Source organism: uncultured Algoriphagus sp. (genome assembly GCF_963974365.1).
GTDB lineage: Bacteria > Bacteroidota > Bacteroidia > Cytophagales > Cyclobacteriaceae > Algoriphagus.
In genome coordinates this window covers 295,110-317,925 of sequence record NZ_CAXBBX010000002.1, presented here as the reverse complement: position 1 = coordinate 317,925, position 22,816 = coordinate 295,110, and the positions used below count along the sequence as shown (strand labels likewise).

Here is a 22,816-nt window from a genome sequence, read left to right as displayed (position 1 = left end):
CTTAGTTCTGAATTTGGATTTGAGACTGATCTGTGAGGTAGGCTGATCCGGAGATAATCAAAATGGGATATTCTGCCAATCCAGCAGTTACTTGCACCGACTGGGAAGAGATTTTGCCCAGCTTTACTTCCACCTTTTCGGCCGTTTTCTTGTCTTTGGTGACAAATACATAGCCTTGATCACCTTGTGCGTCTAAGAGAGATTCGTAAGGGATTTGCCATGCTTCAGTTCGATTACTTGGGAAAATAGTTGCTCTTCCAAACATGCCTGAGGCCAATTTCATATCAGCAGGATAGTCTGGAGAAATTTCTATCCAAAAAGCGCCAGTGACTGGATCAGCAGCTTGGCTCTTACGGATGATTTTTCCAGAAAAAGAGTTTTTCTCATCAGTATCTGTAACAATACTTGCAGAATCGCCCAAGGAAATAGATGCCCAATTCTGATCATTTACACTGGTTTGATACACCCAATCACTAGCATTGGCTCCGTTTATTCTTAGGACAGGCGATCCAGAGGTCACTTGCTGGCCTTCATTTACAAATTTTGTCAAGACAAAACCACTTTGATTTGCTCTGATCTGAGAAAAATCCAGATTGAATTGAGAAGCGTTGAACTGCTGCTTGGCTATTTCTAGTGCGGTTTCTGCATTTTGCTTTTGCTCTAAAGTAGCTACACTGTCCGCAAAAAGTCTGGAAGCTCTGTCAAAGTCTCTTTGTGCCTTTTCCAAACTGATTTTGGCTTGATTTAAGCCTGATTGAATTTCGGTCAGGTTTAGCGTGGCTAGTAATTGTCCCTTCTTAACCTGTTCACCTTCTTGCACATACACTTTAGAAACAATCCCGCCAACCTTAAATGAAAGTGTGGTTTCGTTTTTTGTTGTGAAATTCCCACTTGTGGTAATGGGAGTAGAAAAACTTCCTTTTTGGAGAGCTTGCACTTTGACTGGGATCACCTCACCTTTTGGTGGAATCAGACTTTTTGTTTCTGCTTCACTGCAGCTATAAAGCAATCCTGCGAAGAGAAAAATAGCGTAGAGTTGTGTAGATTTTTTCATGATTAGTAAGTGTCAGTGAGCAGTTGTCTTTCAAGTGTCGCCTGTGCCTTCAGCAAAGCGTAGGCGTTAATGGTTTTCTGTAAAGCGGCTTGCGTGTATTGATTTCTAGCGTCTATAAACTCAATCAAAGAATTGGCGCCTTCCTTAAACCCTCGATCAACCAATCTGAGATAGGCACTCGAGGATTCGGTCTTTTTCTCTGCGGATCGGTACGAAGCCTCACTCGTTTTTAATTGATTTTTGGCAAGTTTGAGGTCTAGATTAAGCTTGTTTTCCAATAGGTTTTCCTGGATAGAAATAGTTTGAAGTTCCAGCTGAGAGCGCTGTATTTGGTTTCTATTTCTACCGCCTTGAAAGACAGGCATAGAAAGATTAATGCCGAAAAAGACATAGGCGCTGTTTTGGCTACTGAATTCAAAGTTGAAAGCCTGGCTTCCCAAATCTGCGAATGTATTTAGTCTTGGAATCCAGAAATTCTGACTGGCTTTCAATTGAGTTTCCTGAATAGCTTGGTAAGTTGATATCTGCAATAGCTCGGGTCTTCCTGAAAGGTTTTCATCTTGTGTGAGCGTACTGATCAAATCCCAATCAGGAGCCTGTTCTTCGAAAACTAACGGGCTGTCCAATGGTCTATTTAGGAGAAAGTTGAGGTAGTAGATTGCATTTTTCTCTCTGTTTTCAGCCTCAATCATCAATGCATTAATGTTTTCAACTTCACTTTCTGCACGAAGTACTGAAGCGTGTAGTCCAGTTCCATTTTGGAGAAGTGACTCATTGTCTCTCAGGTTATGCTCTACCAGTTCTTTTGAACTGGCTATTACCTCAATTGCAGTGTGGGCTGTACAATAATCGTAGTATGCCAGCTTAATGTCCTGTATAAGTGTGGCTTTATAAATGGCTAAGTCATACTCGGTAACCTGTACCTGTTTTTCGCGAATGTCTTTTTGGTAGGAGAGGTTCGGATTAATGATTGGCATGGAAACCCGGAATCGGGCATCATAAAAATTATTTGGAAGAAAATTCACATTGACGTTATCCAATTGAGGAAATTGAGAGGATTGTGTCAATTCATTTAGCGTGCTGTAGGCTTCATTAAGCAAATCTCCCACAGGGAAATTTATCTTTCTTCCTCCTTTTGCCAGGTTATAAGTCATTCCAAAATCAACTGCAGGCAAAAAGTAACTTTTGGCATCCTGTAGTGCCAAAATGCTTTTCTCGATAGAAATGTCTTTCTCTTGAAGGACCAAGTTATTCTCAATTCCCAGTTCAATATATTCCTTCAAAATGCCTTGTGCTAGTAGTGGCTTACTGACTAGAAAGCTGAGAAGAAAGAGTAAAATCCAAGTGTTAATTTTCATTTTAAATACAACGTTAAATTAATGAACAGTGTTTAATATATGGGCAAAAAAAAGGGAGTTATCCCAAGAGTTTTAAGAAAGCGTCCAAGCCATCTATTACAATGTTTTCTCTTCGTGGTATATCAATGACTTCGCAGCGTTTTCTGATATTCAAAGAAACCAATCCATGAACCGTTGACCACACCATATACGCAAGAGCCTCCGCATCATGACCCGGGAAGTAACCTTTTTCAAGGGATTCTATAATGGTCATTCTAAGCCCATTAAATGCAGACCCGCCTTCTTTCCATTCTTCTTTTTCAGAATCGTAGACGTGACACATAGGAGCGTCTTTAATAAACATAAGGTCATACATATCAGGGTTTTCCAATGCAAATTTCACATAAATTTTGCCCATGGCCTTTATTCTTTCCATAGGATCCTGAATGACCGAAAGAACTTCCATCTTTTCACTTAAGGCTTTGAAACCTTCTTGATGAAGCGCATGGAAAATCTCATTTTTGTCCTTGAAGTAATGATAAATTATCCCAGGACTGTACTCAATTTTATCAGCAATAGTTCGCATTGATGTTTTTTCTATTCCTCTTTCAAGAAACAATTCCTTTGCTGCTTTTAAAATTATCTCTCTTAGTTCTTCCTTCTCTCTTTCTTTGCGATCTGTAATTCCCATAGTATTTCCTTGAACGTTCAAATTTAATTAAACACTGTTTAACTTTCCTAATCTAATTATCTTTTTTTTCTGACTTTGCTGCATCTTTGATAGAATCGCTGTCCCATGTATGATCATTCACTGAAAACTTCCGCATCAATTCACCATTTAATAGACTTTCCTGCATTTCTATTTGCTGTCTACTTTTAGAAATATATTCATCAGTATTATCCTTAAAGTTCACCAACACCTTCAAAGCACCTTCATCGTAATCCCGGAATTGTTTTGCCAATCGATGAACTGTATGCGCACGGAAACCAAGCTTTTTCAGCACATCTTCACCCATTCGAATAGAAGTATCCAAATGTTCTCTATATATATTTTTCACGCCCATTTCCATCAGTTCAAATGCATCGAATCTATTTTTGGCCCGAATCATAACTTCCAAATGAGGAAACTCTTCTTTGCAAAGCTCTACCAGCTTGATGCTGTATTCAGTATTGTCCAAAGCTGAGATCAAAATAGAGGCTTCTTCCGCTCCGGCAGAATGGAGTAGCTCGGCTCTGGTTCCATCACCGAAATATACTTTGAAGCCCATTTTTCTCAGGTATTCTACCCGATCAGGATCAGCATCCAGAATGGTAGCCTCGACTCCATTTGCTCTGAGAAAGCGTCCCAAAGTGGACCCAAAATGCCCAAAGCCTACCAAGATTACCTTATTGTGCTCGTCAATACTATCCATTTCTTTCTCGATCGCCTTGGCGGATTTGTTGATCATAGGAATGATTGCTTTATCAAGGATCACCATAAGAATAGGAGTGATAGTCATGCTCAATGCCGTCACAGCCATTAATGTATCGGAGATTGATTGGTCGAAGATCCCAAGCTGCAATGCAAATGCGTAGGTAACAAAGGAAAATTCACCGACTTGAGAAAGGCCGATTGCAAAGCTGAGATTATTCGCAAGTCTCATCTTTTTGGTTTTGCCAATTACCAGTAAAATGATAGTTTTCAAAGCGATAATCCCGAGTGTGATGGAAATTATTGTTGTAGCGTTTGAAGCGATTAGACTGAAGTTAATTGTAGAACCTACCGCCATAAAAAACAACCCTAAAAGTAGCCCTTTGAAAGGTTCTAAATCTGACTCAAGAGCATGTCTGTAGGGTGAGTTTGCCAGGATTACTCCCGCCAAAAATGCTCCTAAAGCAGGGCTGAGGCCCACAAGTTCCATCAAATAGGAGATTCCCACAACGATCAACAGGGCAGAAGCTGTAAATAGCTCTCTTTGCCTCGTCTTAGCAACCCAATTCAAAAGCGGGCCAAATCCGAACTGTCCTAGTAGAATCACGATACCAATTGCAGCAAAGATCGATAGCGTCTGTGCCCACCCGGGAAAGTTGTCTATCAGTCCGTGCATTCCGGAAGCTTCGGTAGCTACAGGAGCAGCGTCGCCGAAAATCAAGAGTGGTAACAAGGCTAGGATAGGAATTACAGCCACATCTTGCATCAGTAAAACGCTAAATGAAAGTTTGCCATTTGGGCTGTTCATCTGATTCTTCTCTTTGAGAGATTGCAATACGATGGCAGTTGAAGATAGCGCAATAGATAGACCAGCAGCTAATGCTATTTGCCCGCGAATATCTAGGAGTAATCCGATGGCAAATACGATAATAGTAGTTACCAAAACCTGGCTCAGGCCAACTTGAAGAATCAATTGCCTCATCTTCCAGAGGTTTTTTGGTTCTAATTCCAAGCCGATCAGGAACAACATCATCACTACTCCAAACTCAGTTGCGTGCATGATATCCTGCCCTTGCCCTTCATTAGTAATAAACCCAAGTAGGTAGGGACCGATAAGAATACCTGCAAATAAATATCCCAAAACAGACCCCATTCCTAATTTCTTGGCTACAGGAACGCAAATGATTGCTGCCAAAATGTATAAGATGGCGTTTGCTAAAAATCCATTCATAAGCTTAAATTTTAGCGGTTTTGGTAGGTAGTAAGGTCATCTTCATCTCTAAGTTTCAGTAAGAACTCTCGGTATGAATCTGCTTTTTGGGTGAGTTCGGAATCGGAAATTTTATGAGTTCCAGCTACATGAAATGGAATCAAATAATTCATGTGACATAGTCTGGCTGTTTGCTCAAATGGTCTCAGGAATTCTTCAATCTTATATTGATTTCTACCTTCATGCTGGTAGGCTTCTTGCGAACCTCCTGAGGTGATTGCATTCAGAATGTATTTTCCCTTGAGATAAATTCCACCGGGCCCATAGGCCCAGCCGAACTCCAATACCAGATCTATCCACTGCTTCATAAGTGGGGGACAGGAATACCAATAAATGGGATGATGCCAAATGACTACTTGAGATTCAAAAAGTGCTTCCTGCTCAGCTTGAATTGAAATATTGAAATCAGGATAGAGCTCGTATAAATCTCTTATTTCGATATTCTCTAATCCATCTATAGCCTGAATTAAAGCTTGGTTGGCCTCAGAATGCTCAAATTTAGGGTGAGCAAAAAGAACGAGTACTTTACGCATGTATACTGCTTTATCCTTGGAAATTTATTTTCTTGTGGGTGCCATCGCAAAATGGTTTATTTTGACTGGAACCACATCTACAGAAGGCAGAGACTTTACTTTGATTCTTGATTTGTCCATTTGGTAGTTTTACTTGGAGATTTCCATAGACCATGAGTGGACCATTTGCGACTACCTCTACCAGTTGCTCAGCCATCACATCACCAGAACTTGTTTCTTTCTGCTCAGCAAAATAATAGCCTAATGCCCCGCTTGGGCATTTATCTATTTGCTTAACAATTTCCTCCGAACTTGCTCCTTCTGCATTGACCCAAGGTCTTTTTTCAAAATCAAAAACTGATGGAAGTCCCTTGACACAATTTTTGGAATGAATGCATTTATGTGGCTCCCAAGTAATGGTGACCTCGCCATTTGTATATTCTTTATGGATAGGCGTATCCGGCATAATCTTTTATTTAGTGGTTTGACCTCTTTTTAATATTACAAATTAATCCTCTTAGCAAAGAAAAAATAGCCCGTAGAATATAAAAAAAGACTCAGTTACCTAACCGAGTCTTTTGCAACCAATCAAACCATTGTCTACTAATTAATTTTATTGGGGAGAGTCAAAATGAAAATAGTCAAACTAATCTTTAAGCTGCTCTTCTAGTATTTTTTGCCATTTTTCTGCAATTCCGCGTTCTCCAGCCACATCAGTGAAGAGCTCTCCATCATAGATTTCAATGGTTTTTGGAGCGTGAGTGATATCTTTAAAATGGAATTGTAAGGCCAGAAAATCCAAGATGTAGCGTTTTTCTTTGCCTACTTGTACACGTCGAATCTTCTCCTGAATACTGACTTTGTTTACATCTCGCAAGTCAATTAGGCTTTGCTCAGGATAGGTTCCAAATCGGTGATAAATCAACTTTTTGTACTGGCTGTCCAAGCCTATATGGTAGTGATTTCTCCACCGTTCATGATGCGTTGGAATCACATTATTTGTGGTGGAAAATTCTTCAAAAGTAGCAAGGTTTATACTGCTAATTTTTTTGAGTTTGTAGCTATAGTATACAAACGGGGAAGCAGATGCCATTATGGCAAAAGAAGTCACAGCTAAGGTGACAGGATCAATTGAGATCATAAGAATGGAATTAGAATGAATAGATTTTTAGGCGATTGATGATCGCTAGACTAGTTTCTATTCAAGTTTACCAGGTGTAGAAAAAATGGATGAAGGTATCTTTGACGTCAAAAAGTGGGATTGACTTTTTAAAAAATGAAGGCGACAAATAGGCCTTACTTGGACTAAGTAAATCAAAATACCAATCAGGATTTAATTTGGAGTTTAAGCTCCAATCAACTTTAAATTCTGGGATTTCTAATAATTCTGGTCCGGAATTGAATTGGATCTTGGCTAGCCCATTGATATTCGAGACAGAATGTACTGAGTAGTCTATTGAAGAGGAATCTTCGGAAATAGGAAATACAAAAACAGCTACCAGCCAGGCAACCCAACTTAGGGAAATCATACCAAGTGAAAGCTGTTTTTTCATATTACTTTTTCAACGAATGAATGTAAGATAAAATATATCTAATAGTCAATACGCTAGCGATCTTATTTTTTCAAATTATAAATTTTTAAGGAAGTCACATTTTCTGAAACCTCAATATTTTTCCAAGCTGAATTGGAAAATACAATGGATGTGATAGCTAATTCCCCGTCGTTAACAAACAATTCAATTGATGCTGCATCTAGATAGATTCTTAAATCTTTTGCTTCCCAGCTCATCGGGGCCGAATGTATAGCCGCAAAATCGCGCTGAAAACCGCTCTTACCGGAATTTCTTCTGTCTATACTCACTAGCCCATTTTCTTTGGAAATAATCAGACTTTCTCCCAATTCATTTGATAAGGTCATAGAGAAAGAATCGGTACTAATTTCTGCTGTAATTTCCACTGCTTCTGATGGCAGTCCAGATTTTTTGTCAGAGATATTAAACTCTTCGGCTCTAAGTTTTTCAAGTTCTTTGGCTGGTGCTGATTTCAACAGCAACGTGCCATCCACATCAAACAAATTCAGCTCGCGAGGAACAGTCATTGCAGATCTCCAAGCTTTTGTAGGAACTTCATTTGCATAAAGCCAGTTACTCATCCATCCCATAAAAAGGGTTCTGTTTTGCTCAGCAGGAAGATTACTCCACGTGACGCCAGCGTAGTTGTCAGGGCCGTAGTCTATCCATCGAATTATAGCATCATCAGGAGTAAATTGACCATTGACGAAGTCTCCGATGAAATATTGAGTTGCAGAGCCGTTTTGTGGCCCACCTGGATTGATGCTAACTAGCAATACCCATTTGTCCTCTCCAGAAGGTGTTTTGAAAGGAAGTAAATCAGGACATTCCCAGACTCCTCCATGTGCCCCAATTGTTTTTCCAAATTCACTCAATAATGACCAGTTTATTAAATCCGGAGAGCTGTAAAAATTAATGTGATCAAGCACAGCTAACGTCATTATCCACGAGTTAGAACCATCGGAATTGGTAATTTGGGAAACTTTAGGATCACGGAAATCTCTAATACCAGGATTCTTCAAGACAGGATTCCCCGAATACTTTTCCCAAGTTCTTCCTTTGTCCAGTGAAAAAGCGATTGATTGATTCTGAAAAGTATCGGATGAAGTGTTGGCATCTTCAGCATTATGATGAGTGAAAATTGCCACCATTGGTGGGGTTTCAGATGTTCCTAATCCAGAACTATTATCCGCATCAAAGACTGCACTTCCTGAGAAAATATATCCTAGACTATCTGGATACAACGCGATTGGCAATGACTCCCAGCTTGCTAAATCTTTGGAAACTGCATGTCCCCAATGCATAGGGCCCCAAACAGTAGCCTCTGGATAATGCTGGTAAAAGAGATGGTATTCTCCCTCAAAGTAAATTAGGCCGTTTGGGTCATTCATCCAGCCTGATTCTGGAGTAAAGTGATAGATAGGCCTATATTCCTCCGTTACAGTAGAGTCAAAGATGATTTCAGGATCTGATTTGCAACCTAAAAATATCAGGAAAGTAAATAGGAGAAGAATAATAGAATAGAGTTTCATTTAGCTGGATTTTGGGTTCAATACTAAGTTAAGGACAGTGTCTCTTTTCGCTTCAAGTTTTATCTTGGAAGCGATCTCTGTTGCATTTACAGCATATTCAGGATTTGTCCAAAAGTCCTTCAAAGCTATCTCAAATTTGCCTGCATCCAAATTATGAATACTTGTGCCTAGAGGTCCCAGTTTTTGATTTTCTATGATTCTATTCCAAAAATATTGGTCAATGATATGGGATATAATCATCTGAACACAGGAATGGGAAGCGCCTTGATGAGTTGTGCCTGAGCCTCCATGATGGATAATGCCGTAAAGTTTAGGGAGGATCCAATCGTAAGGAATTTGATTCACATAGATTATGGATTCGTCGCTACCTTCCACTTTTTCCAAGCCTCCCCAAGAAGTATTGACTATGGCCGGTATTCCATGTTTTTGTAGCAAGTCAATTATTGTTTTGGAATGCTCTTTTGGTTTGGTATTGCTCATAGATCCAAACGTGAGCAAGATTGCTTTGGGGTACTTTGCTAACCAGTTTTGAAGATCAAGTGAAGGTTGGTAATCTTTTATTTGATCTCTAAAATAGTATCCAATCAAATGCGCAGTGGCAGGCCAGGTATTAGGTTTTGGGAATAAGGAGGGAGAGATAGTATAGATCGTTTGAAGCCGGTTCAATTCAAATTCCTTTTGGGCTTTGGAATTAAATTTTAGAGTTGGGAAATCTGAGGAGTATTTTCCAATAAACTTCTTTATAGTAAGATATCGTGCTCCATTCACTAAATCATAGGATTTCAAATTCCATTTTGGACTAAAAGGCTTCCATTTCGCCAAACCCATATGAGGAAAATCCCTAGAAGGATGAGTTAGGCAAGGTAGGGGAGTGAGAAAAGTAAAACGTGCTGGTTCTGCCATGGCCGCTACATAATAGTAGATGCATTTGGCATGGAATATTACCCTGTCAGGTTTGTAAGTAGTGAGCGTGTCCCGCTGCTGGTCGATGAGCAATCGCTGAAGGCTCAGGGAGCTTTTTGCCAGTTTGAAAAAATTTGAAAATTGACTCCAGGAACTTCCGCCGCCACCCATGATGACTTTTCCGCTTCGAGAGCTAAGCAATTCCAAAAACCTAGGATCAAAGCCGATGAATTGGTACCCAAGTTGGGACACAGTTTCACGAAATTGCTCAGGGAAAAGGCATATCACCTCATGTCCAGCCTCCGCGAAAATCTCTGCTTGCGCCAAAAATGGCTCTATATCTCCTCGAGAACCCAGGGAAGCAAAGAGAGTTTTCATATCTTATTTTTTTAATAATTGTGCTTTAAGTAGTTTTAACCTATAATCTAACACTATTTTCTTTCTTCAACCTCTGATCTTCCTAGTTAGGATCCTTGGGTTTATGATTTAGTAAAATCAGAAAAGGAGAGATTTGGATTCATTTTTGGATGCAGAAGGAGGTTTAAAAATTGAAAATTATATAACAAAAAATATGAAGGGAATTATTTTGGCTGGAGGATCCGGCACTCGCCTTTATCCTTTGACGATTTCAGTGAGTAAGCAACTCATGCCGGTTTATGACAAACCGATGATTTATTACCCGCTGTCAGTTTTGATGATGGCAGGGATCAAAGAGGTGCTGATTATTACCACTCCTGATGACAGTGAGGCGTTTCAAAGACTTTTAGGCGATGGCTCTCAAGTTGGATGTTCTTTCGAATATGCGGTCCAGCCAAGTCCTGATGGCTTGGCTCAAGCCTTTATTATTGGGGAGAAATTCATTGGAAATGACAAAGTCGCATTGATTCTAGGTGATAATATTTTCTACGGTTCTGGTCTTCATAAAACGCTGCAAGCTTACACAGAAACCGAAGGTGGGGTAGTTTTTGCTTACCATGTTAATGATCCTGAGCGATACGGAGTCGTGGAATTTGATAATAACCAGAAAGCAATTTCTATCGAAGAAAAGCCTGAAAATCCAAAATCAAATTTTGCTGTTCCTGGGCTTTATTTTTATGATAATAGAGTGGTGGAAATCGCCAAGAAAATCAAACCAAGTCCTCGTGGTGAACTCGAAATAACGGATATCAATACGGAGTATTTGAAAATGGGTGAGTTGCAAGTTGCTATCCTAAATAGGGGAACTGCTTGGCTAGATACAGGCACCCATCAATCTCTATTGCAAGCTGCTCAATTCGTAGAAGTAATAGAAGAGCGCCAAGGTTTGAAGATTGGCTGTATAGAAGAAATCGCCTATAGAGCTGGGTTTATTGGGGAAGAAAAGCTACTTCAAGCAGCAGATAAATTAGGAAAAAGTGGCTATGGAGGTTACCTAAGAAAATTGGTGAAATAAGAGCTGCTATTTCTTGATAAGTTCCTCAAGGCTTGTTTTCATGATATGTCCCATATTCTTGCATTCCAGGAACTTATCATTTCCATAATGCTTTGCCAAATCCACTTTCAATGAAGCTATATTTTCGGGAAGTGAGATCGTATCGTGCTCCATTGAGCGCAAAATATCAAGAATACCTTGCCGGGAAGATTTGAGCCGTGTTGCGATCAATGCACGCTCTTCTTTCTGGTATTGAACCATTGATTCGGGGGTGATATACTTCATCCCCAACTGAATCAACACATTGTTTTCCTTAAAATATTGGGGAAGATAAATCGATTTTTTGCCCTCATAGGATTGCTGATCAAAGTCAATCGCTCGGATTCTATAATGCGTCTCCTCGAAATCGGGCGTAACGTCAATCACGAAATTGGAGGAATGCATATCTCCCAGAAGTCTTACGAAGCAGCGCTCGTTGAATTTGACAAATTCCTTGGCTAATCGAATGGGATTCAAATGCGGATCCGTCATGTGAGCACGCATGAATAAATCGCCAGGAATACCAGCAATATGCTCCTCGATCAGCGTGTTTTGATGAACTAGGTAGGAAATCCTATTGGGTGATAGCAAATGCTCGAACTCCAATCCGTAAACCCTCGAAGCATCTGCGTTTTTGACATAGAAGTAATCAAAGTTATCGTTGATTCTATTTACGATTCTCACCCGAAATGGCTGTGTGTTTCCATATACACAGAGATCAATTCTGTCTACATAAAGATGCTCCATGACAGACATATCTCCGCCAGCTTTCAATAGCGCATAGATTTTTTTGACATTCAGGTGTATTTCCTCACGATCGGATTGATCGTAGAAAACTGTTTCCCAAAGTGTGTCTTGTTCCTTAGAATCGTAAAGTGCAATAGAACTAGAATAGCGTAGCAATTCATGGTAGTGAATTGGGATATCCACTTCCCGGGAATACTTAATCAGGTAGCGCCGTAGTCCAGTACTGATCGGGTAGATGCGCTTCTTTTTACTGATTAAGGCCATGATTTATAATTCCACGTGCTGACTTCTCTTCAAATATCTATCAAAAATAAATGGCCCAAAAGGGATAACCGATGCGATAAGTGCAAATAAAGTTCTGGTGAAATTCCATTTAAGTGAATGAGCTGTAGGAAATACAGTATAGATGTAAATAATGAAGAGTACTCCATGTATCCAGCCTACATAAGTTACCGCCAACGGGTATTCAAATATATATTTGAGTGGCATGGCAATGAAGAACAAAATTAGAGTGGAAATACCTTCGATAAGAGAAATCCAACGAAAGCGCTTCGCCCAAGTGTGTTGTTGAGGAGTAAGACTCATTATTTTTTTGCTATGTTAAATAGTACTTTAAGTGTGTTCCAAAGCTTTCCTTTGAGTGCTTTGTCTTCTGAAATTACAGATAGAGCATCCGCGAAAAGGTATTCAGTTTCCTTCTCCATATGGATCTGGTAATCTGAAGCAGGTAGTGCATTGATCGGGTGTTTTATACGACCAAACTTCAGAACGATGTGTGCATTCAGATCATAGAGCTCAGCTAGTGTTCTACCTTCTAGTTCTGTGGAAGAAAGCATCCCAACTTCATTCATGGAATGTCCTACAGCGTTAATCATATTTACCAGCATTTCCATCACTTCCTGTTTTAACTGCGGCTCTTCATGCAGGACAAGAATACCTTTTTCGAATTTGCCGCGAACTACCAAAGGCTCCGGTTTAAGTTCTTCTTTGGGAGGTTTAGCACCCGCTAGATGTACAGTTTTCGGAAGAGTCTTTGGTTTTTCTGTCTCTGCTGAAAGATTTGAATCCTGTTTCGCCAGATCGGCTTTAGGTTCTTTTTCAAAGAAAAAAAGTTCCTCGGTGATGATGTGCTGGAGCTCCTGAATGCTCATATTTTCCATGTCGGAAATTGCTCAAAATTCGCCTTAACACAAAAAAAGAGGGGCAATATCTCTATTGTCCCTCGAATATTTAATGTCTTTTAATTAGATCAATCCATATTGAAAATAGACTTCAGCTCCACAGCATCTTCTGGCTTCATTCTTTTTGCCAGTACTAGTCTCAATTGTCTTCTTCTCAATGCACCTTCAAAGTTTTCAATCTCTTCGGGAGTTTCTGGAACTAACTCAGGAATTCTTGAGGGTTTATTATTCTCATTTACCGCCACAAAGGTGAAAAAGGCTCTGTGGGTCATCACTTTTTTATTGGCAGGGATATCTTCTGCGGTCACTTCTATGAAAACCTCCATGGAAGAGTTAAATGCACGGGTAACCTGTGCTTTTAGCGTCACTACATTACCCAGAGCTATTGGTTGCTGGAAAGAAATATTATCTGCTGAGGCAGTCACTACAATGCTATTCGAATGCTTTTGAGCAGCAATTGCAGCTACCACATCCATCCAATGCATCAGTTTACCACCCATGAGGTTGTTCAATGTATTGGTGTCATTGGGAAGGACCATTTCGGTCATGATCACTGCGGACTCTCTTGCAAATTTCTTGGTGCTCATAAATCTAAATTTTAACAAAAATAGAAATAAAATTTGGCTGAAAAACCATTTAATTGATTTTATCGAAATATTATATTGAAATTTATTTATTAAGAATCCGTTTAAATATAAGCATTTATCAGAGGAACCTATTTCAATTTCACTATTCCTATCATAGGGTTTAACTCTTCCGTATCTCCATTTACAAATTCTGATGACTTGGTATAATAGAAAATGTTGTTTTCTAGATCTAAGGGGTGAAGTACCACAGGGTTTCCATCCTGATCTAGAATTCCATCCTTTAAATTGAATCCTTTCTCATTTATCTTATCATAAATGAAAAGCATTTTATATTTTCCTCTTGTGTATTGGCAAATCACATAGGAAAAAGCGTTCATGATATTATAGATTTTCACGATTTTTTCTCCCTTATCATCAAAATGAGGTTGACCAAATTCAAGTTTAAAAGCAGGCGTTAAGTTAGCTTCACTAAGTTGGTAAAGTGTATCTCGGAGAAAGTTTTCTGGGGTTAGAACAGGCTTATATAGAAATGTTTCTTCACTGGTAATTGAAATGAAGTGTCTGTCGGTAAAACCCATTAAAAGTTGCTTTTTCACAAAAGCATTTCTTAAAAGTAAACTGTCCTTAATATTTAGTGATTGATCCAATTGAAATAATATGGATTGAGTTTCATAACCATTTTCCACAGGAATAAGACTTCTGTCGGTTATGATTACTGGCGCTTCATTTACTATACTAAGATAATCGACAAAAAAGGAAAACTTCTTTTCGCTCAAGAATTCGTGTTCACTCGAATAGACTAAAAGTTTATTAAACGATCCTAAATAGATTTTGCCTGATTTTTTATCAATTGCAAGAGAATAGGCACTTCTATACTCACCTGGGCCTTCACCTAAAGTTCCTAATGTTCTTAGAAAATTACCTTTCCTATCAAACACTAAAACTTTATCTCCTACATCTCGCACATATAGCTTTTCATTATTTTGTTGGAGTTCCAAAATGGCTCCTATAAAGGATCCTTCTTTAGTTTCAAGTTGAATTTGTTCAACGGATTTTGCTAAATCGGACAAATACAATTCAGAATCACTGCTCTTTGGGATTTCTATAATTTGTAAACCTGGATCAGTAGTTTGAGAGCAACTTATTGCCGTGAATGCAATAATTAAAAATGTTATTAAACTCCGAATTAGACTTAAATCGTAAATCGATGTACTCTTTAAAAATCTCTCCATCTTTAAAATTAACGGAGTTTGACTAAAAAACTAATTTCGTTGTTTTATAGTTTTAATTATTAACAATAATTAGCAATTTGAAATAAAGATGTTTAGTGCCATTAAATCCTAAATCAACTCATCCCCATCCGTCTTTTCCCAAAAGTGGTACAAAAGCAAAACCTTCGAATTCTTCTTGCTCAACTTTGGTACTAGATTTTTTGGTGATTTTCAGCATAGCTTGCTTGCGCTTATCGCCCACTGGGATGACCAAGATTCCACCAATTTTCAATTGTTGAATCAACGCTTCCGGGACCACTGGAGCACCAGCAGTTACAATTATTTTATCATATGGAGCATAGGCAGGAAGACCACCAGTACCATCTCCGTAGAAGAGATGCATTTCTATTCCCAATCTGGTTAAGAATCGCTTGGTGCCTTCGAATAATTTCTTCTGATATTCGATCGTAAATACTTCTGCACCAAGTAGATGTAAGATACTTCCTTGGTATCCAGAACCGGTTCCGATTTCCAATATTCTATCTCCTTCTTTAATTTCCAAGAGTTCCGTTTGGAATGCTACGGTATAAGGTTGTGAAATAGTCTGACCTTCTCCTATTGGGAAGGCTTTGTCCTCATAAGCATGGGAAATAAGCGCCGAATCAAAGAAAAAATGTCTGGGTAACGTGTTGATAGCCTGAAGAACACGCTCGTTTTTGATTCCCTTTTCCCGTAGCAAAGTTACTAGAGCTCTCCGTTTTCCTTTATGTAAATACGTGTCTTCGAGTTTGAGTAGGGGCATGGTTTTTTGTGGTTCTGCGATCGAAGATAAAAGAATATTTGGCTTAATTTGAACTTGAATAGGGCATTTGTTGCTTAGTCATTGAATCATTGAAAGTTAAATTCACCTCCATGTTTACAGGAATAATAGAAGCTTCGGGTACCATAAATACTATAACTCAAGATGGCAGCAATGTTCATTTTGACTTGGACTCTTCACTTGCCTCAGAATTAAAAATAGATCAATCATTAGCTCATGATGGGGTTTGTCTCACCGTGGTGCAAACTACCCCTGAATCTTATCGCGTCACAGCCATAGATGAGACGATTCAGAAGACAAATCTATCGCAATGGAAAGTAGGGAAGAAGGTTAATTTGGAGCGGTGCATGCCTGCAAATGGTCGTTTTGATGGACATATTGTGCAAGGTCATGTGGATCAAGTGGGAACTGTTAAAACTATTACTGATCAGAATGGCTCATGGGTTTTTGATCTGGAGTTTGATCATAGTCTTGGAAATGTCACTGTAGAAAAAGGGTCAATCACAATCAACGGCACCAGTTTAACTTGTTTCAATTCCGCTCCCGGTAGATTTTCTGTAGCTATTATTCCTTACACTTTTGACCACACCAATTTCCATCAGTTGAAGCCTGGAGATTTGGTTAATTTGGAGTTTGATATTCTAGGAAAGTATATCCAGCGAATTACTAAAGGATACGATTTGCCTTAAAGCAAAAAAGGAGGTTTCTCAATAAGAAACCTCCTTTTTTAATGTATAATCGGAATTACTTCATACTGATCGTTTTCTCTTCAGCATCTTTTACCAATCTGAAGCCTACATTGGAAGTACCGCTATCAAATGCCTGACCTTGACGGGCTGATGGGCGATAATTCACACAGTAGTTATCAGCACAAAGGTAAGAACCGCCCTTGATCACTCGTTCCATAGCATAGGGATTGTCAGGGTTATAGCATTGCTTCATGTTAGCATCCAATTTCGGAGCTTGTCCAGCAAGTCTTGCGTATTTCAGTGCATCGTACCAATCTCCCGTAAGTTCCCAGACATTTCCTATCATATCATATAGCCCGAAAGTATTTGGAGCGAAAGATTTTACAGGCGAAGTACCTGCGAATCCATCTAAGATTTGATTGTCATTTGGGAAATTCCCTTGGAATGTGTTTGCCAAGTATTGACCGTTAGGAGTCAACTCATCTCCCCAGGCAAAGCGTTTGCCTTCAGCACCGCCACGGGCAGCAAATTCCCATTCATTTTCTGTAGGAAGTCTTTTTCCTACCCAATCTGCATAAGCTTCTGCGTCTTCAAAAGCGATATGAACTACAGGATGATTTTCTCTGCCTTCCAAATTTGATTCAGGACCTTCAGGGTTTTTCCAGCTGGCACCTTCGACCCACACCCACCACAAGGAAATATCCTGAGTTGGGACAGCGTAGGGTGGTGGACTGAATACCATGGATCCAGCCACTAAAAGCGATTCATCTGGTTTTGGTGTGCCAGGAGGTAATTGTTTCTTGAGATCCTCCCATTCAGGCTTTTTCTCTGCTAACGTCACATAGCCAGTAGCATCAACGAATTTCATGAACTCCGCATTAGTGACTTCATGTGTATCCATCCAAAACCCTTTTACTTTCAGGTCTACGGCAGGTTTCTCAGCAGAATAGGCATCAACTTCATTGGTTCCCATGACGAATTCACCACCGGGAATCCAAGCCATTCCTTCCATTTTTTCGGTTGGTTCAGGCATGCTGGCGATCACCATTTTATTCTCATCGATTACTTGCTCAGTTGCCTTCTCCTGGCAAGCGAAAAAAGACGTACTAACCAAGGCAATGCTGGCAAAACTGTATTTTATTGAATTGTTCATAATTGGCTTACTTCAGGTTTAAAAGTAGTGGTTTCTTTCCTTTATTCGAAAGAATAGTAGATCTAAAGGGAATTTACTCTTCTTCCTGTGGGATAGCATTTATCCTTTCTACAACTTTTTTGCGCAATTTATTGAAGAACTGTTTCCGCTCTTTTTCGCAAACAATGCTGATTTGAGTTGATTTTTTGATCAAATTATCCAAGTTCCTGAACATCGCATTATTGAACGCGGGATCTGATGTGCCATGGAAATAAATCACGCTGTGATTGAGGTAGGTCACTTTATTTTCATCCATCGTGGCAAAAAAGGTATTGTCCCCAATAATGAATTCGTTGACAAAAAAGCTATAATCTGCTCCCACAATATCAGGATGCGAAGGCAGTATTTTTTTACCCTTTTCTGCCATTTTTTCCAAATTATCAATCACTTCCATCATACAATGGTATAGAAATAAAGTATCCTCAGTAGAGGTCATTATCCCCATTTCATGATACAATTCTATCTGCCGAAGGGTGATATTTATCCCTTCAATATTCCATATTTCTGTGGTAGGAATCTTATGGTAGGCTTTGAGAATCTTGTCTGTAATCTCTGCAAACTGATCGTAGGAATTATCCTTAATAGAGAATTTTGTATCCTTAAGGCTGTCTGTGAAAAGGATAGATTTTCTCCAAAAAAAGAATTTGAAGGAAGCTAATTCCTTGTGGTAATAATGGTGAAATGGAGGCATGTCCTTCACTAGCCAATAGATATGCTTTTTGGAAAAACTATTGACCAGATTTAACTGGGCGTATACATCTTCCATCCATTTCATGAAACTGTTTTCCTGGTAATCATTTTGATTTCCCTGGAAGAGAATGCTATTAGAGTGAAGATTGAAAAACGTGTCTACCGAGGTATTGAACCGATTGCACAAAATTTCCAGCTCACTAAAGTCTAATAATTTTTCACCTCGGATTCTTCTGTACGCACTATCGATACTGATTTCTAGGATTTCAGCTATCTCATCCACTAAGGAAGTATAGCTTGGTAAGGATAATTTGAGAGTTTGGAAAAATGCCGCTTGGCTTTTATTGAAACTCATAGCAACAAGTTAGGTTAGTGGACTGGAGTTATTAAATCTTCATTAAGATAAAATAAAGAAGAATAAGAAAAAATCTATGTAAGTAAAAGTATTTGTGTCAAAACCCTAATAGTCAAACTATAGTATGATTACATTTTGTTTTGACAGCTAATAATATGGTAAATGAGCAAAAAAAAAGCGACCCGAAGGCCGCTCTACAACTTAAGCAGTAGGATGGGCTGCGGCATGCAGCTTTCCAAGTTCTTGGTCGATAGTCCAAAGTCCAACTCCTTCTTCTCCGATGATATCGAAAAGTTCAAGAGCTCTTCTTGACATGGTCTCTTCTTCTCTTTGCTCTGTCACATACCATTGCATAAAGCTAAACGTGGCAAAATCCTTTTTAGAAAATGCATGATCCACAATATTATTGATAGATCTGGTCACGTTGATTTCATGTTCAAGGATCAATTCAAAGATTTCTCTTAATGAATTGAAATTATGTCTAATTCCTGTAATCTCGGGCTGAATGGCATGTCCACCAGCTTCATTGATGTACTGAAATATCTTCATCATATGCATCCTCTCTTCGTCGGCATGAGTATAGAGGTATTTCGCCGAATTTTCATAACCCATCATATGACACCAAGATGCCATGGATAAGTAATAGGCAGAAGAAGTACCTTCCATTTCTACCTGTTTGTTGAGCAATTTCTCTGTATCGACAAGCAATGAACGTTGTAGCGTTACGATTTCTTTAGCTTTCATAGTTTATGGTGTTTCATGTTATAAACTAAATATAACCATTGAGGTTCCGTATGCTATCTTTTTTGCTGAATTTGGAATTAATTTAATTAAGAATTCTTACTACCTAGAAAGTGGAGTTGGAAATACCGGAAGGCTTTCAGCTCCTGATTCAGAGACAGATTGCACAGCAAAGAAATAATTGTCTTTAGAATATGGCAAGGTCAAAGAAGTTTCTGTGGTCCAAAACTTCTTTTCCCACATAGCTGATGAAGTTTCTCTCATGAGCACATAATACCCTTTTGCTTTGCCTATTTCTGGTGCTTCCCAAAGTAAGGTTGACTTATTACTCAAGCCTCGTACATCTATTTTAACTTCTTGGGGTTGATCTGGCGAATTAGCTAAGGAAGCCAACGAAGCCAAATTTACCGCTGACACTTTTCGCAGGTATTCAAAATCCATGTATTCAGGCAAATCGCCATAATGAATTCCATTTTCCACTCGGACATTTTCATGCTGATGGATGAAATTCTCATTCATTTCAGACATGCGAACGGCTGTGAAAGCATTTCTAGCAAATGGAGTCTGATCTCCACCTCTCAAAAATCTATCTGCTCTATAAATTAACTTTACCTCAAATTGGTCTACATAGCGCTCGCCTTGCTCCTTGATATAGCGAGCAAGTTGACGGGATTTACTGTCGTTGTCGGCATTGGTATAGCGACGGATATTTCCTTCTTGTTCTGTTTCTGCTGCAGGAATAGTTTCTGAAAACACACGCATTTTTAGATTGTCCTTAATCAGTGTCTCAGATGAGCTGCTGTTACCTACTATATCGTTATTCAAAACTGCTGCAAGATTCCATTCTTCATTCTTAGCTTTATCTGCCAAGTAAGTCGCTCCTTTTAAGCCCTGCTCTTCGCCGGTGAAGGCAACGAAAATGATGGTAGCAGAAAACTCATGAGATGCCATCAATCTGGCCAATTCGATTACGGCAGCCGTTCCACTACCATCGTCATTCGCTCCTGGAGAATTACCTTCTGCATCCATCACATCCTTATTACGGGAGTCCATATGCGCAGAAAGGATAAATATTCTAGTGTCCGACGGATCAGTTCCTTTTAGTGTTGCAATTACATTTGCTCCTGGAGAGTCTTCTAAAATTCTTCTTTTATCAGCTGGAATAGTGAATTGCTCAATTTCAGCACTCATTCGACCGCCTGATTTTTTTGCGAAATGCTGAAACTTTGAAAGGACATACTGCTGGGCAGCTGGCATGCCATTTTCAGTATTGGTGCTTAACGTGTGGCGGGAATTGAAGGATGCTAATTTTCTCACGTGATGCTCAAGAGAATCTGAAGAAATCTCTGAGATCATCTGCGCAATTTCGGGGTTTCTTATTACGGTAGTTTGTGAACTAGTAACATGGCTATAAAGCGCCAAAGATAGAATCAGTAAATATTTATGCATGATATAAGGGTGGTTTATTCATAAGACTTAAATTTATTGCATTAATCATCATCCCAAAGAATTTTTACATGAAAACCCTAGAACAACCGAAAGAAGGTGAATATGCAGCTTTTTTCTCTACCTACCTGAAGCAGCTTTCAGGGAATAATTACGAAGAACAGGTAATAAAACAAGCTGATATGCTTTTATCTCTATTTCATAGTAAAGGAGAAGAATGGGCTGAGAAACCCTATCAAGAGGGTAAATGGACTCCGAAGGAGGTTTTAGGACATATGATAGATACTGAGCGGATTATGACTTTCAGGGCCCTTTGTTTTGCAAGAGGAGAGAAATCTTCGCTTCCAGGCTTCGACCAAGATCCTTATGTGTTGAATGCAAGATTTGGGCAAGTTCCGCTAAATCTGTTGCTTGATGATTTTGTAGCTCAGCGTCTTTCGTTAGTCTCTATGATTAAAATTCTGCCAGACGATGCTTTTGATTTTGTGGGTAGAGCCAGCGGAAATCCTATTACACCTAGAGCATTGTTCTGGATAATTCCTGGGCATTTTATCCATCATTTGAATATCCTTAAGGATCGATATTAACTATGAAACAAGCTATAGCTATTATTGACGCTTTTACAGAGAGTCCATTTTCAGGCAATCCCGCTGCAGTTTGCTTATTGGATCAGGAATTTACCACTAATCAGATGCAGACCATCGCTATGGAAATGAATCTTAGCGAAACTGCCTTTGTGCAAAGAACCTCAGAATCAGATTCCTTCGGTTTACGGTGGTTCACTCCAGCAGTAGAAATAGATCTTTGTGGACATGCAACATTGGCTTCAGTATATTGGATGGTGAATTCAGGGTGGGCAGAATCTGACCAAACGGTTAGATTTCAAACCAGAAGTGGAGAACTGCAAGTAAAAATTGATGGAGAATGGGTTGAGATGAATTTTCCGTTGATTTCTACTGTAGTTGAGCAGCATCCATTTTTTGGAATTGACTTCTTTGGATCAAAAATCATTCGTGCAGCAAAGTTACAGAAGAACTGGATTCTGGAATTGCAAAATGCGGACGCTGTAGTATCCTGTAATCCAGACTTTTCACTTGTAAAAAAGCATAGTGAAGAAGGGATTATTATTACCGCTGAGGGCAAAGGTTCATATGATATTTACAGTCGCTACTTTGCTCCTAATATAGGGATAGATGAAGATCCAGTCACAGGATTTGCACATTGTGCTTTGATGGATTATTGGTTTCAGAGAGGTGGAAAAAATAACTTAAAAGCCTATCAGGCGAGTAGAAGAGGAGGAGCACTTAATTTGGAGAAAATAGGTGATAGGGTAATCATAAGAGGGCAAGCAGTAAAAGTCATGTCTGGTGAAATGGAATTTTAGATGAATCAATTCGTAAACAAAAGAGGACGTCAAGTAAAACATGCTTTCAATTCTTTTACAGATTATTGGTTGACAGATGCGAGTTTCGCTGTGCTACTTTTGATTTTAATTTTCACGGTTTTTGTATTGCCGATTTTGATTGAGTACGGGCATGTGCATGCACTTTTTGTCAATACTGTTTTTCTATTTTTATTCTTTACAGGCATTTGGTCTTCCAGATACAGACTTTTGGTAGTGCTGACTACTGTGCTTTTTATGACTCAGTTAGGTCTTAGAATTTTAAGGTTTTCAGATTACGATTTCGAATTCTACCTGATTGAACGAATTGTTGGTATTTTAAATATGATGGTATTTATTTTTCTCAACATCAGGCTTTTATTTAGGAATGATGAAGTAAACATTTATAGAGTAATTGGTGCTATCAACGTTTATTTACTTGTTGCCATATTAGGCGCGTTCATCTTTGAAATCATTTATTTGACTACAGGCTCGGGGATTGGTGGAGATGTAGCTCTAGAAGGAATTGACAAAGATTTCGCTCTCTACATTTACTTTAGCTTAGTCTCACTTACTACAGTTGGTTTTGGAGATCTTTATCCAGTTCAGGTGATGTCTAAGATGCTTTCTGTTTTTCTTTCCACAATTGGAATTCTTTACCCAGCCGTAGTTATTGCGCGTTTGGTATCTGCTGGCAAAGGATGAGATATGTTCCATCCATATAAAATTTCACTGA

Annotated in this window: 25 protein-coding genes; 5 read left to right on the top strand and 20 right to left on the bottom strand. The window is 39.1% G+C overall.

Annotation, left to right across the window (positions count from 1 at the left end; genetic code table 11):
- Position 1 precedes the first annotated feature (1 nt).
- The 10 genes from AACZ87_RS03890 to AACZ87_RS03845 all read right to left on the bottom strand — a co-directional run bounded on the left by AACZ87_RS03890 (position 2) and on the right by AACZ87_RS03845 (position 9,968).
- On the bottom strand, positions 2 to 1,054 hold the full coding sequence (locus AACZ87_RS03890; protein ID WP_339865046.1) for an efflux RND transporter periplasmic adaptor subunit: 1,053 nt from the start codon (positions 1,052 to 1,054) through the stop codon (positions 2 to 4).
- Between the two features lie 2 nt (positions 1,055 to 1,056).
- Positions 1,057 to 2,412, bottom strand: coding sequence for a TolC family protein (locus AACZ87_RS03885; protein ID WP_339865044.1), 1,356 nt, complete (start codon positions 2,410 to 2,412; stop codon positions 1,057 to 1,059).
- Between the two features lie 58 nt (positions 2,413 to 2,470).
- Complete coding sequence (locus AACZ87_RS03880) at positions 2,471 to 3,103, bottom strand: TetR/AcrR family transcriptional regulator (protein ID WP_339865042.1); 633 nt, start codon at positions 3,101 to 3,103, stop codon at positions 2,471 to 2,473.
- 31 nt (positions 3,104 to 3,134) lie between these two features.
- Positions 3,135 to 5,033 (bottom strand): monovalent cation:proton antiporter-2 (CPA2) family protein, encoded by a 1,899-nt coding sequence (locus tag AACZ87_RS03875; RefSeq protein WP_339865040.1) that lies wholly within the window; start codon positions 5,031 to 5,033, stop codon positions 3,135 to 3,137.
- Between the two features lie 11 nt (positions 5,034 to 5,044).
- Entirely contained in the window at positions 5,045 to 5,605 is a 561-nt protein-coding gene (locus tag AACZ87_RS03870) for an NAD(P)H-dependent oxidoreductase (RefSeq protein WP_339865038.1), read from the bottom strand.
- 10 nt (positions 5,606 to 5,615) lie between these two features.
- The gene (locus AACZ87_RS03865) at positions 5,616 to 6,050 is read right to left on the bottom strand and encodes a (4Fe-4S)-binding protein (RefSeq protein WP_339865036.1); all 435 of its coding nucleotides are present in this window, start codon (positions 6,048 to 6,050) and stop codon (positions 5,616 to 5,618) included.
- 180 nt (positions 6,051 to 6,230) lie between these two features.
- Positions 6,231 to 6,725 (bottom strand): hypothetical protein, encoded by a 495-nt coding sequence (locus tag AACZ87_RS03860; RefSeq protein ID WP_339865034.1) that lies wholly within the window; start codon positions 6,723 to 6,725, stop codon positions 6,231 to 6,233.
- A gap of 67 nt (positions 6,726 to 6,792) precedes the next feature.
- Positions 6,793 to 7,137 (bottom strand): hypothetical protein, encoded by a 345-nt coding sequence (locus AACZ87_RS03855; RefSeq protein ID WP_339865032.1) that lies wholly within the window; start codon positions 7,135 to 7,137, stop codon positions 6,793 to 6,795.
- A gap of 62 nt (positions 7,138 to 7,199) precedes the next feature.
- The gene (locus AACZ87_RS03850; protein WP_339865030.1) at positions 7,200 to 8,687 is read right to left on the bottom strand and encodes a glycoside hydrolase family 32 protein; all 1,488 of its coding nucleotides are present in this window, start codon (positions 8,685 to 8,687) and stop codon (positions 7,200 to 7,202) included.
- On the bottom strand, positions 8,688 to 9,968 hold the full coding sequence (locus tag AACZ87_RS03845; protein ID WP_339865028.1) for a glycosyltransferase: 1,281 nt from the start codon (positions 9,966 to 9,968) through the stop codon (positions 8,688 to 8,690).
- Positions 9,969 to 10,161: 193 nt separating this feature from the next.
- Between AACZ87_RS03845 and rfbA the strand changes: the two genes are divergently transcribed.
- Positions 10,162 to 11,022, top strand: coding sequence for a glucose-1-phosphate thymidylyltransferase RfbA (gene rfbA / locus AACZ87_RS03840; protein WP_339865026.1), 861 nt, complete (start codon positions 10,162 to 10,164; stop codon positions 11,020 to 11,022).
- Between the two features lie 6 nt (positions 11,023 to 11,028).
- On the opposite strand, the gene AACZ87_RS03835 is transcribed toward rfbA, so the two are convergent.
- From AACZ87_RS03835 to AACZ87_RS03810, 6 genes are all read right to left on the bottom strand, one after another.
- Complete coding sequence (locus tag AACZ87_RS03835; RefSeq protein ID WP_339865024.1) at positions 11,029 to 12,051, bottom strand: hypothetical protein; 1,023 nt, start codon at positions 12,049 to 12,051, stop codon at positions 11,029 to 11,031.
- Positions 12,052 to 12,054: 3 nt separating this feature from the next.
- A complete protein-coding gene (locus tag AACZ87_RS03830) occupies positions 12,055 to 12,372 on the bottom strand; it encodes a DUF3817 domain-containing protein (protein ID WP_339865022.1) in 318 nt (105 codons plus the stop codon).
- Entirely contained in the window at positions 12,372 to 12,947 is a 576-nt protein-coding gene (locus AACZ87_RS03825) for a hypothetical protein (RefSeq protein WP_339865020.1), read from the bottom strand. The genes AACZ87_RS03830 and AACZ87_RS03825 overlap by 1 nt, the downstream gene beginning before the upstream one ends.
- 89 nt (positions 12,948 to 13,036) lie before the next feature.
- A complete protein-coding gene (locus tag AACZ87_RS03820; protein WP_339865018.1) occupies positions 13,037 to 13,555 on the bottom strand; it encodes an acyl-CoA thioesterase in 519 nt (172 codons plus the stop codon).
- Positions 13,556 to 13,683: 128 nt separating this feature from the next.
- Complete coding sequence (locus AACZ87_RS03815) at positions 13,684 to 14,787, bottom strand: 6-bladed beta-propeller (protein WP_339865016.1); 1,104 nt, start codon at positions 14,785 to 14,787, stop codon at positions 13,684 to 13,686.
- A 118-nt stretch (positions 14,788 to 14,905) separates the two neighbouring features.
- On the bottom strand, positions 14,906 to 15,568 hold the full coding sequence (locus tag AACZ87_RS03810) for a protein-L-isoaspartate(D-aspartate) O-methyltransferase (RefSeq protein WP_339865014.1): 663 nt from the start codon (positions 15,566 to 15,568) through the stop codon (positions 14,906 to 14,908).
- 110 nt (positions 15,569 to 15,678) lie between these two features.
- On the opposite strand from AACZ87_RS03810, the gene AACZ87_RS03805 reads away from it, so the two are divergent.
- On the top strand, positions 15,679 to 16,275 hold the full coding sequence (locus tag AACZ87_RS03805) for a riboflavin synthase (protein WP_339865012.1): 597 nt from the start codon (positions 15,679 to 15,681) through the stop codon (positions 16,273 to 16,275).
- A 55-nt stretch (positions 16,276 to 16,330) separates the two neighbouring features.
- Here AACZ87_RS03805 and AACZ87_RS03800 read toward each other — a convergent pair whose 3' ends face one another.
- From AACZ87_RS03800 to AACZ87_RS03785, 4 genes are all read right to left on the bottom strand, one after another.
- Positions 16,331 to 17,428: a formylglycine-generating enzyme family protein gene (locus AACZ87_RS03800; RefSeq protein WP_339865010.1), complete on the bottom strand. Its 1,098-nt coding sequence runs from the start codon at positions 17,426 to 17,428 to the stop codon at positions 16,331 to 16,333.
- A gap of 73 nt (positions 17,429 to 17,501) precedes the next feature.
- On the bottom strand, positions 17,502 to 18,512 hold the full coding sequence (locus AACZ87_RS03795) for a hypothetical protein (protein ID WP_339865008.1): 1,011 nt from the start codon (positions 18,510 to 18,512) through the stop codon (positions 17,502 to 17,504).
- A 201-nt stretch (positions 18,513 to 18,713) separates the two neighbouring features.
- A complete protein-coding gene (locus tag AACZ87_RS03790) occupies positions 18,714 to 19,256 on the bottom strand; it encodes a ferritin (RefSeq protein WP_283411104.1) in 543 nt (180 codons plus the stop codon).
- A 99-nt stretch (positions 19,257 to 19,355) separates the two neighbouring features.
- On the bottom strand, positions 19,356 to 20,702 hold the full coding sequence (locus AACZ87_RS03785; protein WP_339865005.1) for a M20/M25/M40 family metallo-hydrolase: 1,347 nt from the start codon (positions 20,700 to 20,702) through the stop codon (positions 19,356 to 19,358).
- Positions 20,703 to 20,770: 68 nt separating this feature from the next.
- Here AACZ87_RS03785 and AACZ87_RS03780 point away from each other — a divergent pair, with 68 nt between their 5' ends.
- The 3 genes from AACZ87_RS03780 to AACZ87_RS03770 are packed head-to-tail and all read left to right on the top strand — an operon-like array spanning position 20,771 to position 22,785.
- Positions 20,771 to 21,286 (top strand): DinB family protein, encoded by a 516-nt coding sequence (locus AACZ87_RS03780; protein WP_339865003.1) that lies wholly within the window; start codon positions 20,771 to 20,773, stop codon positions 21,284 to 21,286.
- A gap of 2 nt (positions 21,287 to 21,288) precedes the next feature.
- Positions 21,289 to 22,083 carry a PhzF family phenazine biosynthesis protein gene (locus tag AACZ87_RS03775; RefSeq protein ID WP_339865001.1) on the top strand — a complete coding sequence of 265 codons (795 nt, stop codon included), beginning with the start codon at positions 21,289 to 21,291 and terminating at the stop codon, positions 22,081 to 22,083.
- A complete protein-coding gene (locus AACZ87_RS03770; RefSeq protein WP_339864999.1) occupies positions 22,084 to 22,785 on the top strand; it encodes an ion channel in 702 nt (233 codons plus the stop codon).
- Positions 22,786 to 22,816 lie beyond the last annotated feature (31 nt).

Bases quoted from the DNA above. Each gene is read 5' to 3' on its own strand.
- AACZ87_RS03890 (WP_339865046.1), bottom strand. From the start codon at position 1,054: ATGAAAAAATCTACACAACTCTACGCTATTTTTCTCTTCGCAGGATTG.
- AACZ87_RS03885 (WP_339865044.1), bottom strand. From the start codon at position 2,412: ATGAAAATTAACACTTGGATTTTACTCTTTCTTCTCAGCTTTCTAGTC.
- AACZ87_RS03875 (WP_339865040.1), bottom strand. From the start codon at position 5,033: ATGAATGGATTTTTAGCAAACGCCATCTTATACATTTTGGCAGCAATC.
- AACZ87_RS03870 (WP_339865038.1), bottom strand. From the start codon at position 5,605: ATGCGTAAAGTACTCGTTCTTTTTGCTCACCCTAAATTTGAGCATTCT.
- AACZ87_RS03865 (WP_339865036.1), bottom strand. From the start codon at position 6,050: ATGCCGGATACGCCTATCCATAAAGAATATACAAATGGCGAGGTCACC.
- AACZ87_RS03860 (WP_339865034.1), bottom strand. From the start codon at position 6,725: ATGATCTCAATTGATCCTGTCACCTTAGCTGTGACTTCTTTTGCCATA.
- AACZ87_RS03855 (WP_339865032.1), bottom strand. From the start codon at position 7,137: ATGAAAAAACAGCTTTCACTTGGTATGATTTCCCTAAGTTGGGTTGCC.
- AACZ87_RS03850 (WP_339865030.1), bottom strand. From the start codon at position 8,687: ATGAAACTCTATTCTATTATTCTTCTCCTATTTACTTTCCTGATATTT.
- AACZ87_RS03845 (WP_339865028.1), bottom strand. From the start codon at position 9,968: ATGAAAACTCTCTTTGCTTCCCTGGGTTCTCGAGGAGATATAGAGCCA.
- rfbA (WP_339865026.1), top strand. From the start codon at position 10,162: ATGAAGGGAATTATTTTGGCTGGAGGATCCGGCACTCGCCTTTATCCT.
- AACZ87_RS03835 (WP_339865024.1), bottom strand. From the start codon at position 12,051: ATGGCCTTAATCAGTAAAAAGAAGCGCATCTACCCGATCAGTACTGGA.
- AACZ87_RS03830 (WP_339865022.1), bottom strand. From the start codon at position 12,372: ATGAGTCTTACTCCTCAACAACACACTTGGGCGAAGCGCTTTCGTTGG.
- AACZ87_RS03825 (WP_339865020.1), bottom strand. From the start codon at position 12,947: ATGGAAAATATGAGCATTCAGGAGCTCCAGCACATCATCACCGAGGAA.
- AACZ87_RS03820 (WP_339865018.1), bottom strand. From the start codon at position 13,555: ATGAGCACCAAGAAATTTGCAAGAGAGTCCGCAGTGATCATGACCGAA.
- AACZ87_RS03815 (WP_339865016.1), bottom strand. From the start codon at position 14,787: ATGGAGAGATTTTTAAAGAGTACATCGATTTACGATTTAAGTCTAATT.
- AACZ87_RS03810 (WP_339865014.1), bottom strand. From the start codon at position 15,568: ATGCCCCTACTCAAACTCGAAGACACGTATTTACATAAAGGAAAACGG.
- AACZ87_RS03805 (WP_339865012.1), top strand. From the start codon at position 15,679: ATGTTTACAGGAATAATAGAAGCTTCGGGTACCATAAATACTATAACT.
- AACZ87_RS03800 (WP_339865010.1), bottom strand. From the start codon at position 17,428: ATGAACAATTCAATAAAATACAGTTTTGCCAGCATTGCCTTGGTTAGT.
- AACZ87_RS03795 (WP_339865008.1), bottom strand. From the start codon at position 18,512: ATGAGTTTCAATAAAAGCCAAGCGGCATTTTTCCAAACTCTCAAATTA.
- AACZ87_RS03790 (WP_283411104.1), bottom strand. From the start codon at position 19,256: ATGAAAGCTAAAGAAATCGTAACGCTACAACGTTCATTGCTTGTCGAT.
- AACZ87_RS03785 (WP_339865005.1), bottom strand. From the start codon at position 20,702: ATGCATAAATATTTACTGATTCTATCTTTGGCGCTTTATAGCCATGTT.
- AACZ87_RS03780 (WP_339865003.1), top strand. From the start codon at position 20,771: ATGAAAACCCTAGAACAACCGAAAGAAGGTGAATATGCAGCTTTTTTC.
- AACZ87_RS03775 (WP_339865001.1), top strand. From the start codon at position 21,289: ATGAAACAAGCTATAGCTATTATTGACGCTTTTACAGAGAGTCCATTT.
- AACZ87_RS03770 (WP_339864999.1), top strand. From the start codon at position 22,084: ATGAATCAATTCGTAAACAAAAGAGGACGTCAAGTAAAACATGCTTTC.